Source organism: Metabacillus bambusae (assembly GCF_017497975.1).
Classification (GTDB): Bacteria; Bacillota; Bacilli; order Bacillales; family Bacillaceae; genus Metabacillus; species Metabacillus bambusae.
This window is the reverse complement of the sequence record NZ_JAGDEL010000005.1, coordinates 283618-301138: the sequence shown is the minus strand read 5'-3', so window position 1 is coordinate 301138 and position 17521 is coordinate 283618. Positions and strand designations below refer to the sequence as shown.

Here is a 17521-nt window from a genome sequence, read left to right as displayed (position 1 = left end):
AAAATAAAAAGAGTGGTGTTTTTATGAATCAAGTTTCAATTTCTTCATTAGAACATATGAAACTGAAAGAATTATATGAGCTTGCCCGTCATTATAAAGTATCCTATTACAGCAAGCTGACGAAAAAAGAATTAATTTTTGCTATATTAAAAGCAAATGCAGAACAAGAAGATTTATTATTTATGGAAGGTGTCTTAGAAATCATCCAGTCTGAAGGCTTTGGCTTCTTAAGACCAATTAATTATTCACCAAGCTCAGAAGATATTTATATTTCAGCTTCCCAAATTAGACGTTTTGATTTGCGGAATGGGGACAAAGTATCTGGTAAGGTCCGCCCTCCAAAAGAAAATGAACGCTATTACGGTTTGCTTCATGTAGAAGCGGTTAACGGTGAAGATCCAGAGACGGCAAAGGAACGTGTTCACTTCCCAGCATTAACTCCTCTCTATCCAGATAGACAAATTTACCTAGAAACAAAACCAAACTATTTATCGACAAGAATTATGGACCTAATCGCACCAGTTGGTTTTGGTCAACGTGGATTAATTGTTGCCCCTCCTAAGGCAGGGAAGACAATGCTGTTAAAAGAAATTGCGAACAGCATCACAACGAACAATCCTGAAGCAGAACTTATCGTTTTATTAATTGACGAGAGACCTGAGGAAGTAACAGATATTGAGCGCTCTGTAGCTGGAGATGTTGTTAGCTCGACGTTTGATGAAGTTCCAGAAAATCATATTAAAGTAGCAGAACTTGTGCTTGAGCGCGCGATGCGTCTTGTTGAACATAAAAAGGATGTTATTATTTTAATGGATAGCATTACACGTTTAGCACGTGCATACAATCTGGTCATCCCTCCAAGTGGTCGAACATTATCTGGTGGTATTGATCCAGCTGCTTTCCATCGTCCTAAACGTTTCTTTGGTGCAGCACGTAACATTGAAGAGGGTGGAAGCTTAACAATCCTTGCAACAGCACTAGTCGATACAGGTTCTCGTATGGATGACGTTATTTATGAGGAATTCAAAGGAACTGGTAATATGGAGCTTCATTTAGACCGCTCACTTGCAGAAAAACGTATCTTCCCAGCAATCGATATCCGTCGTTCTGGTACAAGAAAAGAAGAGTTGCTTGTTCCGAAAGATCATCTTGATAAATTATGGTCAATTCGCAAATCAATGACAGATTCTCCAGACTTTGTTGAAAAGTTCTTAAGAAAGCTTCGTCAAACAAAATCAAATGAGGAATTCTTTGCACAGTTAGATACTGAAATGAAAAATGCTAGGAAGGTAACTAAGTAGTTTCTAGTGAGGCACCTGCGCTTTTCAAATTGTCTAGCTCCCGTGCCTAGCCCCTCGGGGCTGAAAAAGGCACATACGCTTTTCTAATTAGTAATATTTAACTTCAGCTTGCTTTTAAACTTTGCACTTGTTATAATTTCATCATGTGCTTTTCTAGTGTTGGTTCGTCAATCGGACGAGTCACATTAGAATATTTAACTCTGTTTCGAAATGACTCAGGGCGGAAGGAGATGAAAAGAATGAAAACAGGAATTCATCCAAACTTTAATAAGGTTATGGTGAACTGCGCTTGTGGTAACGAATTCGAAACTGGATCAGTTATGAAAGAGATCAAAGTTGAGGTTTGTTCTGAGTGCCATCCATTCTACACAGGACGTCAAAAATTTGCAGATGCAGGTGGACGTGTAGATAAATTCAATAAAAAATACGGCATTAAGCAACAGCAATAATAGCTTTAATCCAACAGGCAAGACGAAACTGCTCTTGCCTGTTTTTTCACGCCAACTTTTGTTCTTTTTAAGTCTTAACCCATATTAATTGGTTGAAATTCATTACTTTAGTAAAGGTTCGATAAGCTACCGGTAAGAATGGGAAAAAACCACTGGTGGAAGTTTCACTTTAGGATATCCTACATATATTGGTAGGGATTTTGAACGTATGCGACGCATGAAATTTCATGTTTTATATAGATGGTAAAGTACCAATATAAACGGTACTGTCAATCGACTCGGAAACATTGACGACGAAGGGAGAGGCCGTTTTAATGTATGTAATGAAACAAAGTGGATGGCTTGAAATTATTTGTGGAAGCATGTTTTCAGGCAAATCAGAGGAACTCATTCGCAGAGTCCGACGTGCACAATTTGCGAAACAAGAAGTAAAGGTTTTTAAGCCTAGTATAGATAACCGCTATAGCGAAGAAGAGGTAGTTTCACATAATGGTACGGCTATTATTAGTAAACCAGTGGCTTCGTCTATTGAAATTTTAGAATATATTACTGAGAAAACAGACGTTATTGCTGTTGACGAAGTGCAGTTCTTTGATGAACATATTTGTGATGTGCTAACACTTTTAGCTAATCAAGGCTATCGTGTAATAGCAGCAGGGTTAGATCAAGATTTTAGAGGCGAACCTTTTAGTGTAGTGCCACAATTAATGGCAATTGCTGAATTAGTCACAAAGCTTCAAGCTGTTTGCTCTGTTTGTGGATCACCAGCAAGCCGTACGCAAAGACTTATTAATGGTAAGCCTGCGTCATATGATGATCCAATTATTCTTGTAGGAGCATCAGAATCGTATGAACCTAGATGTAGACATCACCATGAGGTTCCAGGATCACCTGTGAAGGATTTTAAGAAAGAGAATAGTGCCACGACGAACCTTTAATTAATACTATTTAACAGTGAAAATAGAAAATTACGTGTTACGTGTTACGTGATAAAAACCATACGATAAAAGAGCTTGTGTTGTGCGAAATGCCTGCAAGCTTTTTTATATTAAATCATCCCTATATTGCATCTCCGATATGTTGACCAGCTTCAATTGATCTGAAAAATAAAATTACACTCAACAGTACAGATAGAGTTATTGTGATAAGAGGACGTTCCTCTAAGAAACTAATAAAATAATTTAAGATATTTTCATATGAGTTCATTTATTTAGGCTTTTTTCGTAAACTTTGTTGCCATTTACCAAGTAATGCGGTGTGGGTTGATTGCAGCGCGAGTTGCTCGCTTTCCGCGGGGCAGGCGGTGAGCCTCCTCGGCGTAAACGCCTGCATGAGTGTCTCACCTGTCCCGCTACTCCCGCAGGAGTCTCGCACTTCCGCTCCAATTAACCAAATAGTTTTTGTTTTAAAAGCAACAATCTCTTAGAAAAGAGCCTTTATTTAAAACAACACCCCTTTAAAATTCATTTTTTTAACTTTGTACCTACTATAATATTGAAGAACTTCACAATCTCTCTCCTTACATTAACATAAATATCCAAATAGGTTACGTATTATAATTGAAAGATCATGAAATGATAATCATTATTTTGATGAATAAATCATGTAAAAAGGCCATATCTCCTCTTTAATATATAAAAGCTATATTAATTAAAGTATGTCATATTATGTAAATAATATTGGAATTTTGTTAAAGAAATATTTATTCAGTGTAAAGAAATGATTAACAGTATAATTTTTAGAGGTACTTTCTTTTGGTAGAGAAAAGAGGGTATTTTTCCCTATTATGAGGGTGGGTAACCGATATAATAACCATTTAAAGTAGTAAACCTTTAAGAGTACATGAGCATTAAATCCTTATTTATTAAAATATCTCAAAATAAAAAATTAACGAAAACGTAATAATGGTTCAGAATTTTTATAAACATTTACACCTCCTTTAATTTTAGTTTACAAAATTCGATTACTATTGACATGAATGTAAATAAAATTTAAGGAGGAAGCCATGAATAAGCGGAAAGTACGACTAAGAGTAAGAAAATTGTTTTTATTTGTCTGTATGGTATCAATTGTACTATCCAATTTTACTACGGTTATTCCTGTGAAAAGGATTTATGCAGAAGAAGTGATTGATAACACGACTTCTAATGAAAATCAGACAGGGAAAAGTGGTACAGTTGACAATGGACAAATAACAACAAATGAAACAGAACCAGTTCAAGAGGAATCAGAAGTAACTGAAAAGACTGATTCTATAGAAGAGACTGTTGAAGGGGAAGAACAACCTACAGTTGTTGAAAAACCTCTGGCAGAAAATGAACAACTAGAAAAAGAAATTGATACTGCTCAACAAACAGAACAATCATCTGAAGGTACTACTCAACCAGTTGAACAACCTAGTGAAGCTGTGTCAGCTCAAACGTCCCAAGAAAATCAGGGATCAGAGGAAGTGAAGGATGAAGAAGAAACCCCAGAAACTCCAGAAATTTTAGTAGAAGAGGATTTTAATAGCAATTCACACTTACTAATTACTGAAGTATCTCCAAACTCAAATGGTACAGATAACTACGAGTTTTTTGAAGTATACAATAATGCGAATCAGCCATTATCTTTAACTAATTATGCATTTATTTATCGTTATACGGATACTGGAAAAGAAGTAGTATTTCAAGTCCCCCCAACTACGATCGGCTCACAAGAAACCCTTGTATTTTGGTTTAATAATGGCGGACTTTCTTTAGCGGATTTTAATTCACATTATGGACTTGAGTTAACATCAGACCAAGTCATCGAATTTAAGGATGTATTCCCGGGTTTTGCAAATGGTGGGAACAGAGCGGCTGTTATTAAAGATAAAGAAGGAAATGAAGTAACATCTGCAGGTTATCTACCAGGTGAAACAGATAATAGCGGATTAGGTGTTCAATACAAATATGCTTTAGCAAAAACTATGATGGACAAGCATCAAGTATTGGCAGCACCTACTCCAGGAACAAATGAAGCTGTTCAAGTCCCAACAAAGCCGGTGGAACTAGAAGAGATCCCTGCAGACAACAAGGCACCGATGATCACTCACACACCTGTTATAGAAAGTAAGGTAGCTTCTTCTGTCATGATTGAAGCAAAGGTAACAGATAATTTGGCAGCGATACCAACGCTGACACTTTACTACAAAACTACTAAAGAGGAGAACTTTACGTCTGTCACAATGAATGTGAGTTCAGACGACTGGACAAGTTTTTCAGCAGAAATTCCAGGAGCAAGTGTGGATTCAAACATTACATACTATATTGAAGCAACAGATGGTAGCAATAAGGCAATTAGTGGGGAATATACAATTTCTGTTGAGATTCCTCAAGAAACCTATAGCGAACAAACGCTATTAATTACCGAGCTTTCACCAAACACAGAAGGTGGTGGAACGGATTATTATGAGTATTTTGAACTCTATAATAATACGAATCAACCACTGTCATTAATAAATTATTCCTTTGTCTACAAATATACTGATACCGGTAACGAACTAGTCTTTCAAGTTCCTGCTACTACGATTGAGCCTCAAGAAACACTCGTTTTTTGGTTTAATAATGGTGATCGTACTCTAGCAGAATTTAACACTCATTTTGGATTGAATTTATCAAGTGAACAAATAATCCAATATAAGGATAGTTTCCCTGGTTTTGCAAATGGTGGAAACCGAGCAATCGTCATAAAAGATAACACAAGCTCAGAAGTTGTTTCTGCAAGTTATCTAGGAACTGACAATGATAATACAGGCGCTGTAATTCAATATATGTTCCCAAGCGAAGGAAATGAAATGGAAAAGCTTAAAGTACTAGCAGCACCTTCACCTGGTACGATTGAAGCTGTTCAAGTCCCGACAAAGCCAGTTGAACTTGATGAAATACCTGTTGATACGGTGGCACCAGTGATCACGCATACGCCGATGACAGAAATTGATGCATTTTCTCCGATCATCATTGAAGCAAATATAACAGATAACGTGGCTGTACCATTTGCTACCTTCCATTATAAAAAAGAGGGGGATGATACATTCATTTCCCTATCAATGAATGCAAGTGCTGATCCAGCAAGCTACATAGCTGAAATCCCTGGAGTTAATGTTGATTCAAACATTACGTACTATATTGAAGCAGCTGATGGAACAAATACAGTTAAAACAGAAGAATATGTAATTGCTGTTAAGAAAGATGAAGTAGATTATAGTAAAATGCCTAAATTTCTTGTAACAGAAATTGTTCCTGATACAGAGAATGTAGGTTCAGCTGATGGCTATGAATTTATTGAGATCTACAATAATACAGACAAAGATTTAAACTTTAAGGATTATAAACTTCAATATCGCTATGGAACAGACCCTGCAAGTGATGTTGTTTGGCCTTCAGTACCAGATGATGTTGTCATTCCTTCAAAAGGAACACTCGTATTCTGGATCATCAATTCGATGAATGGTGAACAAACAGTAGCAGATTTTAATGCCAATTTCGGTACAAGCTTAATTGAAAACAAAGATATCGTCAAAATTCATAGTGATGGTATGGCAAATGGAAGCCCGAGAGGACTTGTTGTAGCCACAAATACAAAGGAAGAAATCACAGTTTCTTATTATAACGAAGTGGCAAACACAGATGATACTGTGCCGAACAAAGGGATTGTTTACAAGTACCCTGAAGATGGTTCAACCCAATCAATGAAGGTAAGCGCAGGTATCCAAGACGCTACACCGGGTGCTGTTGAAGCATTCCAGGTTCCAAAACAACCGATTCAGATTATAGAAGATACAGTCGCTCCGACGATTGAAAATAAAACAGCTGTTACAGAAGTTAATCAAACAGATGATATCGAGATCGCTGCATCAGCATCAGATGATAAAGGGGTCAAATCTGTTAGATTATATTATCGTACAAATGATCAAGCAGACTTCAAAGAAACACTTTTAGGACTCGATTCAGAAACACATTTGTATAAAAATATGATTTACGCTTCAGACCTGATCGCAAAAGAATATGTAGAATATTTCTTTGTCGTTTCAGATGGGTCAAATGAAGTAAAGAGTGACACTTATAAGATTTCTATTCATAGTGAGATTGACAAATCTGATCTACGTTTAAATGTTAAAGATGATGATATTCTTTCAGGTGAAAAAATTCTAAAAGGTACATCTAAGGATGAAACGCCTGATAATGTGAAGCTATTCATTGATGACTCAGAATTGCAGGCAGATACGTATAAAGCGTTAGAAACTGGGGCCTACTTTGCCTTTGAAGTGAATGGTCTTAATACGTATTTTCAAAACGCAGTGACAATGGGTGATGACATCCTTTACTTATTGGATAAAGATTGGCTGTCACATTGGAAGACATTCACTGTACCAGTAGAAGCTGACCGTCTCCAGGTGGGAGAAAATATCATTACCGTTCGTGCTGGAAATAAAGCATCACCATTCCAGTTAGAAGAAGATGAAGAAAATCGCGATGATTATAGCTTGCGAAATGTTCGTCTAATTTTGGCAGATGGAACAGTTTTAACAGATCCAGCAAAGAATGATCCAGCGAAAGTATATGATATGGGTGATGATGGCACATTCCGACCATTTGAAGATTTCACCTTTACGATTACAGAAGAACATACCCCATCAAAAACATATATATGGGATACAACGACTGTTGAGGATGGTGAACATGTTGTCAAAGCTTTAGATTCTGACAATGAAGTCACTTCTAACGTTCTAGTTGATAATACTTCACCTGTTGTAAAAACGAACATCATTGAAGGGAAAGAATACAAAGGTGCCTTTACAATTGATACTGATGTTACTGACGAAATAGCTGGTGTCAATTCCGTTCAAGTCATGCTAGATGATGAGCAAATCAAAGTGCCATATGAAACGTCATCTTCAAAGCTAACTCCTGGTGAGCATAAGCTTATCATTGTCGCAGAAGATAAGGCTGGAAATAAAGCAGAGTTAACCGTTCCATTCTCAGTAAATAATGAAAATCCAACTAAGCCTGAGCTTATTTCACCAGCTGATGGTGCTGCATCTGTAAATGGTAATCCGAAATTAAAGGTCAAGGTAACTGATCCAACAGGTGATGACCTAGATGTAACCTTCTATAAAGGATATAAATATGATGCAAGCAATACTAGCGATGTAAAAGCATTTAAAAATGCAACAGATGTTGAACCACCGCAAATGATGGTTCCAGAGGGTGAAGCAGCCTTTACGGCAGAGGATATCTTTCTAGTATCAGAAAAGGATGGCACCTACCTAACAACGGATTCAAGTACACAATTTCCATATCATCGTTTCGATGTAAAGGTTGATCCAACAATTGTTGAGAATGATCTTGTTGAACTGTCTTGGAGTGGTAAATCACTTGAAGGCAGAAAAGTATCAATGTATGCTTGGAATCACCAGAGCGGCAAGTGGACATTGATAACATATAACATAGCTGGAACCGATGACTTTGAATTAAAAGGAAATGTTGCAGTCAATGAGTATGTAAAAGACGCGAAAATCAATGTAATCATTCAAGATGAGATTCCAAAGAGCCCAGAGGAATATGATTATACATTTGTTTGGATGTCTGATACGCAATACTACGCAGAAAGCTATCCATACATTTTTAAAAGACAAACAAATTGGATTGCAGAGAAGCAAGAAGAGTTGAAAATTAAATATGTATTCCATACAGGAGATCTTGTTGATGAATTTGATAAAGTAGAGCAATGGCAATATGCAGACGAATACATGGGTGTACTTGATCAAAACAATATCCCATATGGTGTTTTAGCTGGGAATCATGATGTAAATCAACTATCAAACGACTACACTGAATACAGCAAATATTTTGGTGCAGACAGGTTTGCAGACAAAGCGTATTATGGTGACACATACAAAAACAACCGAGGACACTATGACCTAATCTCATCTAACGGCAATGATTTTATCATGGTCTATATGGGATGGGGCGTTCAGGATGAAGATTTAGAATGGATAAACGATATCCTTAAACAATATCCGGACCGGAAAGCCATTCTTAATTTTCATGAATATCTCTTAGTTTCAGGGAATCGCAGTCCACTTGGTGACAAAATTTACACTAAAGTTGTGGAAGCAAATGAAAACGTAATAGCGGTCCTAAGTGGTCACTATCACGATTCTGAAACTCTTGTAAGTGAAATTGATGACGATGGTGATGGCGTTGTAGACCGCGAAGTCTATCAAATGCTTGGGGACTATCAAGGTGGACCAGAAGGCGGCCAAGGCTACATGAAATTGTTTCATTTTGATCAAGACAATAACAGAATTATCGTTAATACGTATTCACCATATTTAGATGATTACAATTTCTATGACCCAAGTGAATTCCCTGGTAAAGATGAGTCAGTCATTAATTTAGACTTACAAGTTGATGAAAAACGAGTTGCTACAGATTACTTTGCTATAAATGTGAAAACAGATACAGAAATTGGCGAGCAAGAAAATGTTCCAAGTGGTACCGAAGCAGAAGTAAAGTGGAAAGGACTTTCCAACAATAATACGTATTCATGGTATGCAGTTGCAGAAGACGATTATACAGGAAAAGCAGTTTCTGATATCTGGACATTTACAAAAGGGAAAGACGAACAACCAGATCCAGAGGAAGAGACAGGTGACCCAGGTAATGGAACAGACGAGCCAGGGGAAGGAGAACAGGTGACCCAGGTAATGGAACAGACGAGCCAGGGGAAGGAACAGATGACCCAGGAGATGGAACGGGCGAACCAGGTAACGGGACTGAAAATCCAGGAGATGGAAGTACACCTCCGGGAAAAGCAGAACTAACAAAGCAATTAAAAGTTAAATTGAAGGATGGCAAAGCTTCAATTGAAACAAACGACTTAGCGGGTTTAGAAAAGAACACAACACTTATCCTTGATTTTAAAAAGGAATACAATGTAGAACTTAGCTTGAGCAAGGAACAAATCCAAATTGCCAAAGAAAAAGGCGTAACTTTTAAACTGCAAAATAATGAGCTAAGTGTGCTAATCCCTGCAGAAAACTTACCAGATGGCGAGGTCATCATTCACCTTGAACGTTTGGAGGATGATAATAAAGCATTAAGTTCAGTGTATGATATTACAATCTCTTCTGAAGGGAAAGAATATCATCAATTCAAGGAAGAAATGACAATAGAATTCAGAGTAACTGGTAAAGTAAATAAGGCTGAAAACGTGAAAGTGTTTTACTATAACGAAGGTGAGAAGAAGTGGGAATTGGTCGGTGGAACATACAGCAATGGAATGGTATCAGCAAAAACTGACCATTTCAGTACATTTGCAGTATTTGAGAACTCTTCAACTGATGTTGTTTATGAACCAGCGACTTTAATTGGTCATTTCGACTTACCTAGCACTGCTACTAATATAGTTAATATGCTGCTAATAGGCTTACTGATTAGTTTGACAGGTGTAGCAATAGTCCTTTCGCAAAGAAAAAGAACAAGCATGACTCAACATTAGTTTAGTTATCAAAAACCTTACTCCGTTTAATAGAGAGTAAGGTTTTTTTGATGTCTAAATATCTAAAAAAAGACATACTATTAGCAACAACAAGTGAAAATGCAAAAAATTACATCTAAAAGAGGCCATTATGAATGAGGAAGAGTTATCATTAGGACCAATGATCATTATCGGTCATTACATAAATGTTAAAGTATACACAACAGAGGAATTGACGGAAGACCAAAAGCAACAGAAGATAAGGGAAATTCACAGCAAAATGGCCAGTGCTTTACCAAGATACCAAATTGATGTGGACTTAGATTTAAAATAAAGAGGGGCTTGATGACCCCTCAAAAACTAAAAATTGAGCTGATTAAATTTTTTCTTCGCGGTTTTTTCGGTGCAGACGGCTGATCAAAGACTAATACATTGTCTTTAATTGGTTCGCGCTTTTGCTGTGAATTTTCAAGCTCTTCAACTTTTTTCTCTAAAGAGGAGATTTTGTTGATTAATTCTTCCATCTCTCTACGGTGTTGAAGAAGTTGATAGGAAACAACATCATCAGCTTTGCTTTGCATTTTCCGTTCAAGTTCATCAACTCGTTCGTTTAGTGCCGCGACTTTGCTTGTATCTACTGAGGCTTCGCTTTTTAAAGTACCTAATCTAGTTGTGTGATTCGTTTGTGTAGGTTGTGGGAGTGATTGATTATTTGTTTGTTCTTGTATTTCTTTTAAGCATTCAATATCTGCTTCAGTAAATTGATAGTGACCTAGTTCATTTTTATCCAATTCCATATTTAACTGATTAACCCATCTCATTACAGTTCTTCTAGAAACCCCTAGTAACTTTGCAACGGCTGCTGTACTCATATCTTTATTCCTCCCCAATGTTTAAGTACAATCCAAAAACGCCAACTGCCAACAATAAAATAAGGAACAGATTCAGACTTGAGACCTTCTGTTTTACGTTTTCGACCTTCCGAAGCTAGTTACCTTCACGTTAGACAAAACAAGTATCGATTCGGCAAAGAAAGTGGATGTTTTACATATAACCAATTCCCTTTGTCGATACTTGGCCTAAGCCTCATAAAGTTCAAGTGGTAAGCCGTCTGGGTCCTGGAAAAATGTGAATTTTTTATCTGTATGTGGATCCACTCTGATCGGTTCAACAGCTACACCTTTTTGAATAAGTTCCTGAACAGCCTCATTAATATTAGTAACCTCAAAAGCAAGATGTCTAAGTCCAACGGCTTCGGGTTTATTAGGTCGTTCTGGTGGGTTTGGAAAAGAAAATAATTCAATTTGATAAGTATCATTGACCATTAAGTCTAATTTGTAAGAGTTTCGTTCTTCCCGAAAAACCTCAGCTAACACTTTGAAGCCGAGTGTCTTCGTATAGAAGGTTTTTGAAAGATCGTAATTGGAGCAGATAATGGCAACATGATGAATTTTATTGATGTTCAATGTGGTGACCTCTTTTCGTTTTAGTATCAGGATTTATTGTACTTAGTTTCTTGGTTTAGCTCCAGCGTCCTGCCTTTCGAGTCGTAAGCCGATCCCAGATTACCCAATGCTTTTTCGGGCTGAACATGGCGTTTCGGCTTTTCAATATTCAATTTGCTTTTGACGCTTTATGTGACCTATACTATAATTATAACGTTATGCATGAAAATTGAGGTGAACATGTGTGTTAGATCGTTTACAATCGGTAGAAGACCGTTATGAAAAATTAAATCAGCTTTTGATGGATCCAGATATTATTAGTGATTCTAAAAAGCTGCGCGAATATTCAAAAGAGCAATCTGATTTACAGGAAACAGTTGAAGTATATCGAGAATATAAAGAGGTTCGCGAGCAAATTTCTGATACAAAATCAATGCTTGATGAAAAGCTTGATGCTGAAATGCGTGAAATGGCAAAAGAAGAGCTTTCTGAATTAGAGGATCGTCAAGAAGAATTAGTAGCACGTCTAAAAATCCTTCTTGTACCTAAGGACCCGAACGATGATAAAAACGTTATTATGGAGATCCGTGGAGCTGCTGGTGGAGAAGAGGCTGCTTTATTTGCTGCGAATTTATATCGCATGTATAGCAAATTTGCAGAGGTGCAAGGCTGGAAAACAGAAGTAATGGAAGCTAGCCATACAGGTACAGGTGGTTATAAGGAAATCATCTTTATGATCAATGGTAAAGGTGCATATTCTAAATTAAAGTTCGAAAATGGTGCCCATCGTGTTCAACGTGTACCTGAAACAGAATCAGGTGGACGTATTCATACGTCAACAGCAACTGTTGCAGTTTTGCCTGAGGCAGAAGAGGTAGAAGTTGAAATTCATGACAAGGATGTACGTGTAGATACCTTTACATCAAGTGGTCCAGGCGGACAAAGTGTTAATACGACAATGTCAGCTGTACGATTAACTCATTTACCTACAGGGACAGTTGTGTCGTGTCAGGATGAAAAATCGCAGATCAAAAACAAAGAAAAAGCGATGAAAGTACTACGTGCGCGTGTATATGATAAGTTCCAACGGGAAGCACAGGCTGAGTATGATCAAACCCGTAAGCTTGCAGTTGGTACAGGTGACCGATCAGAACGTATCAGAACATATAACTTCCCGCAAAACCGAGTAACGGACCATAGAATAGGCTTAACGATTCAAAAGCTAGATCAAATTCTCGAAGGAAAGCTTGATGAGATTGTTGAAACATTGATTGTTGAAGATCAATCAAGCAGACTTCAAGAAGCGGAAGAGTAATCATTATGAATTATGTATTTGAAGCCCTCAAATGGGCTTCTTCTTTTTTAAAGGAAGCGGGAAGAGATGAAAATGCGGGTGAACTACTACTACGTCACCATTTAAACATGGAACGAGCAACACTCCTTTCAAACTTGAGAATGGTCCTCTCAAACGAACAACAACAAGCTTTTAAGTCTGATGTCATAAAACATGCTGAGGGAACTCCTGTTCAATACTTAATTGGCTATGAAGAATTCTATGGCAGGCGGTTTAACGTGAATGAAGAAGTGCTCATTCCTCGACCTGAAACAGAGGAACTCGTAGAAGGGATCCTTCAGCGTGCTACAAATTATTTTCAAGGAAATGAAGAACTACATGTAGTGGATGTTGGGACAGGTAGTGGAGCAATAGCCATTACATTAGCACTGGAAAATCCACGATTCCGCGTAAGTGCAATTGACATTGCAAATGAATCCTTACAAGTAGCTGAGAAAAACGCAAATGAACTACAAGCAAATGTTCAATGGTTGCACGGTGATTTACTAGAGCCTATTTCAAAAGACTCTAAAATGAAAAAGATCGATATTTTAGTATCAAACCCACCCTACATCCCTGATTGGGAAATAGAAACACTATCCCCAATCGTAAAGGATCATGAACCAATGCGTGCCTTAGCAGGCGGAAAAGACGGATTAGACTTTTACAGAAGGCTCATAAAAGACATGCAGCCCCTACTAAACCCAACAGCAATCATCGCCTTTGAAATCGGTGCTGGACAAGGCCAAGACGTAAAAAACCTACTCAACCAAGCCCTACCAATGGCTAAAGTTGAAATTGTATATGATATAAATGGGAAAGATCGAATGGTGTTTGCGACATTAAAAGAGTGAATGGGGACAAGTAAATGGGGACAGTCCCCATTCTTAGGTGGAATGTCTCTCAAGGTGGAGAAATCAAAAATTGGGGGACAGTCCCCTAGTCAATAATTTATTTATAGATTAGCAATTTGAAGACTTAGGGAAGTCGAATTAACATCGTTTTGGGGACAGTCCCCAAACTAGTAAACTATTTTTTCGTAAACATAGTTTAAGAATCTCTCATGCTGTCCATACTGTTTACCAAGGGAGCGTGAGAGAAGATGAAAAAACAACAATTAGCATTTATATATATTTTCTTATTATTAATAGGAGCAATTGCGAACGTATATAGAGAACCGGTGGCTGCGAGTACACAGGAGCCAGTCGTTATTCCTGATGAGGCGATACGTTTACGTATTCTAGCAAATAGTAATTCTGATGAAGATCAAGAGTTAAAAAGAATGATTCGTGATGAAGTAAACAAAGAAATTACGCAATGGGTTGCAGAGTTAACTTCAGTAGAAACTGCTAGACAATTAATTCAGTCAAGACTTCCTGACATTGAAGAAATCGTTGAAGGTGTATTAGAAAGAGAAAACAAACAGCAATCATACTCTGTTAATTTTGATAATGTAAGCTTTCCAACAAAGCTTTATGGTAACTTCATTTATCCAGCAGGTGAATATGAAGCGATTTTAATTAGTCTAGGTGAAGCGAAGGGTGCAAATTGGTGGTGTGTGCTATTCCCACCGCTATGTTTCTTAGACTTCTCGAATGGTGAAGCTGTACAAGCAGCTGAAGCAGAAGACGTAGAAACTGAAACAGTGAACGACAAAGATAAAACAAATGAAAACCTAGCCTCACTCGTTGTGGACGAAGAGGAAGAAAAAGAAGAAGTAGAAGTGAAATTCTTTTTAGTAGAATGGTTCGAAGGTTTATTTTCTTAAGGTGAGGTAGTAAGGTGGGGGACAGTCCCCGCCTTTTTTCTTTCCTCTTCTAGCAGCCTTTATGAGATGAAGGTTGCGAATATGCAGCGTTTCGGGGTCAGTCCCCGAAAGTAGACGGGGGACTGTCCCCGCCCTTTTACTTTCCCTTTATAGCAGCTTTTTCTGGGAAGAAAGTTGCAAAAATGCAGCGTTTTGGGGACTGTCCCCAAAATAAGCCACAAAAATATAGAATAAAACTACTTTCCCCCTCATAGAGTTGATGTAGGAATATAAAATGGGGTGAAAATAAAATATGTTTTATCAATTAAAGATAGCCGAAGAAAAGGACCTTGGGAAGCTAATTGGCTTTGTTGAAAAGGCAGGAGTTAGTTCGGAAGGGTTTGAAAGTTTAATAGATTGTTTTGTCATGATGGAAAATGGTGATCATGAAGTTGTTGCTTGTATTGGTGTAGAGCCGGTGAATGAATATGGTTTATTGCGTTCGCTTGTTGTGTCGGACAAGCTAAAGCAGGCGCATATATTAACACTTTTTCAAAGCATTCAAACGCTAGCAGAGCAGAAAGGAATAAAGCATTTATTTTTAGTTACGAATAAAGAAGCTTCTGTTCAGTTTTTATCGCTAATGGGCTTTGAAGAGATTGAACAATCATCTATCCCTAATCAGCTACTAACATTAGAGCATATGAAGGGATCGCTTGAACAATCTAATGTCATGATCATGGTAAAGTCTTCATAAAGTGGATATATCCACATAGTTTTCCACAAAAACCACAGCCTTATCCACAAATTGTGGATAAGGCTTGTTTTGTTGGTATTCTTTTTATATACTTTCAAGGAGTTATTCACCTACTTATAGTGAAAAGTATGGGTAAAAATGAACGGTAAACAAGGGAGTTAGAATATATGAATACAAAGTTATGGGTTGTGGACAAAATCACTAACTTATCCACTACTTATCCACATATTACACAGGCAGCCCATTTATTGAGAGAAAATGAAGTTGTTGCTTTTCCAACTGAAACAGTTTACGGCTTAGGAGCAAATGCTTGTTCAGACGAAGCTGTTCGTAAAATTTATCAGGCAAAAGGGCGACCAAGTGATAATCCACTGATTGTCCACATTGCTTCTGTTAACAAGCTAGATGAAATTGTTAAAGATATCCCCGATTATGCTTACAAATTAATCAATGAATTTTGGCCAGGTCCGTTAACACTAATTTTACCGAAAAAAGGGGATCATCTATCCACACTCGTAACAGCAGGGCTTGATACAGTTGGTGTTAGAATGCCAAGCCATCCAATTGCTCTCTCGCTTATACGTGAAGCAGATGTCCCAATCGCTGCACCTAGTGCGAATCAGTCAGGAAAACCAAGCCCAACTCATGCCTCACATGTTTATCATGATTTGAACGGGAAAATAAGTGGAATTATTGATGGAGGAGCGACTGGGGTCGGAGTTGAATCAACGGTACTAGATTGTTCGTCAACTGTTCCAACAATTTTACGACCAGGCGGTGTTACGAAAGAGCAACTAGAATCTGTTATCGGAGAAGTACAACTTGATCAAGCTCTTATTGAGGAAGGGCTAGTACCGAAGTCTCCGGGAATGAAATATACTCATTATGCCCCTAATGCTCCTGTCGTGATCGTAAATGGTCGGCTTGAATTTTTGCAGAAGATTATCGACCAGCATCAAAACGAAGGAAAGAAGGTTGGTGTGTTAACAACTGAAGAAGCCTTCAACCAGCTTCAGGCATATAAAGTCATCGCTTGTGGACGACGTGAAAATTTGCAGACAGTTGCTACAGAGCTTTATGATGTACTAAGAAAATTTGATAATGAAGAAGTGGATATCATTTTTAGTGAAAGTTTTCCCCAGATTGGAGTTGGCGAGGCAATTATGAATCGCTTACTTAAAGCTGCAGGCAATCAGGTAATCGAAGAGTAATGAACTTATTTGCAAGCAACTTTTTTAAAGTTATTTTATTCGCTCCATAGCATTTTATCTTTGAAAAACCAAGCCCAATCTCCTATCTCTATTCTAAGTTCTAATCCAAATCGGGTACGCATAAAGTTAAGTAGGCGTGTCCGAGGAGGGTATTTATGAATGTTGAAGCGATCTTAGGAGAACTACTTACATTATTAATAATGGCACTGGCTTTAGGAATGGATGCATTTTCTGTTGGACTTGGAATGGGATTAATCAGACTAAGGGCCAGACAGATTTTATACATAGGTATTACAATTGGTATTTTTCATATCTGGATGCCATTAGTAGGAATGTTAATTGGCAGAGTATTAAGTGACACCTTTGGAACAATAGCGACTTTATTAGGTGGGGGTCTATTAATTTTACTAGGTGTACAAATGGTTTTTGCTTCTTTTAAGAAAGATGAAAAACCGCTTATTACACCAGTAGGCTTTGGGTTAATTGTCTTTGCACTTAGCGTTAGCTTAGACAGCTTTTCAGTAGGATTAAGCCTTGGAATTTATGGGGCGAAAACATTTCTAACAGTTGTTATTTTTGGAATTGTAAGTATGGTATTAACCTGGATTGGTTTATTAGTGGGCAAGCGTGTTCAGTCTTGGTTAGGTTCATATAGTGAAGCGCTTGGTGGGAGCATTCTACTAGCGTTTGGCATAAAACTAATCTTTCCATTCTAAAAAACCGGTTGTTAAGTCATGACCGGTTTTATCACCCTCTATTTTGTAAAGAAGATA

Annotated in this window: 14 protein-coding genes; 12 read left to right on the top strand and 2 right to left on the bottom strand. The window is 37.6% G+C overall.

Annotated elements, in window-relative coordinates; genetic code table 11:
- The first annotated feature begins 23 nt into the window (after positions 1-23).
- The 6 genes from rho (at position 24) to I7822_RS09860 (ending at position 10589) form a co-directional block, all read left to right on the top strand.
- Positions 24-1301 carry a transcription termination factor Rho gene (gene rho / locus I7822_RS09880; protein WP_207977476.1) on the top strand — a complete coding sequence of 426 codons (1278 nt, stop codon included), beginning with the start codon at positions 24-26 and terminating at the stop codon, positions 1299-1301.
- Between the two features lie 239 nt (positions 1302-1540).
- Positions 1541-1750, top strand: a complete 210-nt coding sequence (rpmE, locus tag I7822_RS09875; protein WP_207977474.1) for a 50S ribosomal protein L31 — start codon at positions 1541-1543, stop codon at positions 1748-1750.
- 314 nt (positions 1751-2064) lie between these two features.
- Positions 2065-2688 (top strand): thymidine kinase, encoded by a 624-nt coding sequence (locus I7822_RS09870; protein ID WP_207977467.1) that lies wholly within the window; start codon positions 2065-2067, stop codon positions 2686-2688.
- A gap of 1067 nt (positions 2689-3755) precedes the next feature.
- Positions 3756-9599 carry a lamin tail domain-containing metallophosphoesterase family protein gene (locus I7822_RS09865; protein WP_243459377.1) on the top strand — a complete coding sequence of 1948 codons (5844 nt, stop codon included), beginning with the start codon at positions 3756-3758 and terminating at the stop codon, positions 9597-9599.
- Between the two features lie 20 nt (positions 9600-9619).
- Entirely contained in the window at positions 9620-10276 is a 657-nt protein-coding gene (locus I7822_RS29880; protein WP_243459376.1) for an LPxTATN C-terminal sorting signal domain, read from the top strand.
- Positions 10277-10406: 130 nt separating this feature from the next.
- Complete coding sequence (locus tag I7822_RS09860; RefSeq protein ID WP_207977465.1) at positions 10407-10589, top strand: hypothetical protein; 183 nt, start codon at positions 10407-10409, stop codon at positions 10587-10589.
- A 19-nt stretch (positions 10590-10608) separates the two neighbouring features.
- On the opposite strand, the gene I7822_RS09855 is transcribed toward I7822_RS09860, so the two are convergent.
- Complete coding sequence (locus I7822_RS09855; RefSeq protein ID WP_207977463.1) at positions 10609-11127, bottom strand: MerR family transcriptional regulator; 519 nt, start codon at positions 11125-11127, stop codon at positions 10609-10611.
- A gap of 207 nt (positions 11128-11334) precedes the next feature.
- Positions 11335-11721 (bottom strand): SMU1112c/YaeR family gloxylase I-like metalloprotein, encoded by a 387-nt coding sequence (gloA2, locus tag I7822_RS09850; protein ID WP_207977448.1) that lies wholly within the window; start codon positions 11719-11721, stop codon positions 11335-11337.
- A 223-nt stretch (positions 11722-11944) separates the two neighbouring features.
- Here gloA2 and prfA point away from each other — a divergent pair, with 223 nt between their 5' ends.
- The 6 genes from prfA (at position 11945) to I7822_RS09820 (ending at position 17464) form a co-directional block, all read left to right on the top strand.
- Positions 11945-13015 carry a peptide chain release factor 1 gene (prfA, locus tag I7822_RS09845; RefSeq protein ID WP_207977446.1) on the top strand — a complete coding sequence of 357 codons (1071 nt, stop codon included), beginning with the start codon at positions 11945-11947 and terminating at the stop codon, positions 13013-13015.
- A 5-nt stretch (positions 13016-13020) separates the two neighbouring features.
- Positions 13021-13887 (top strand): peptide chain release factor N(5)-glutamine methyltransferase, encoded by an 867-nt coding sequence (gene prmC, locus I7822_RS09840; protein ID WP_207977444.1) that lies wholly within the window; start codon positions 13021-13023, stop codon positions 13885-13887.
- A gap of 248 nt (positions 13888-14135) precedes the next feature.
- On the top strand, positions 14136-14801 hold the full coding sequence (gene spoIIR, locus I7822_RS09835) for a stage II sporulation protein R (RefSeq protein ID WP_207977442.1): 666 nt from the start codon (positions 14136-14138) through the stop codon (positions 14799-14801).
- 292 nt (positions 14802-15093) lie between these two features.
- Complete coding sequence (locus tag I7822_RS09830; RefSeq protein WP_207977440.1) at positions 15094-15537, top strand: GNAT family N-acetyltransferase; 444 nt, start codon at positions 15094-15096, stop codon at positions 15535-15537.
- Positions 15538-15704: 167 nt separating this feature from the next.
- On the top strand, positions 15705-16748 hold the full coding sequence (locus I7822_RS09825) for an L-threonylcarbamoyladenylate synthase (protein WP_207977438.1): 1044 nt from the start codon (positions 15705-15707) through the stop codon (positions 16746-16748).
- Positions 16749-16903: 155 nt separating this feature from the next.
- Complete coding sequence (locus I7822_RS09820) at positions 16904-17464, top strand: manganese efflux pump MntP (RefSeq protein WP_207977437.1); 561 nt, start codon at positions 16904-16906, stop codon at positions 17462-17464.
- The last annotated feature ends 57 nt before the right edge of the window (positions 17465-17521 follow it).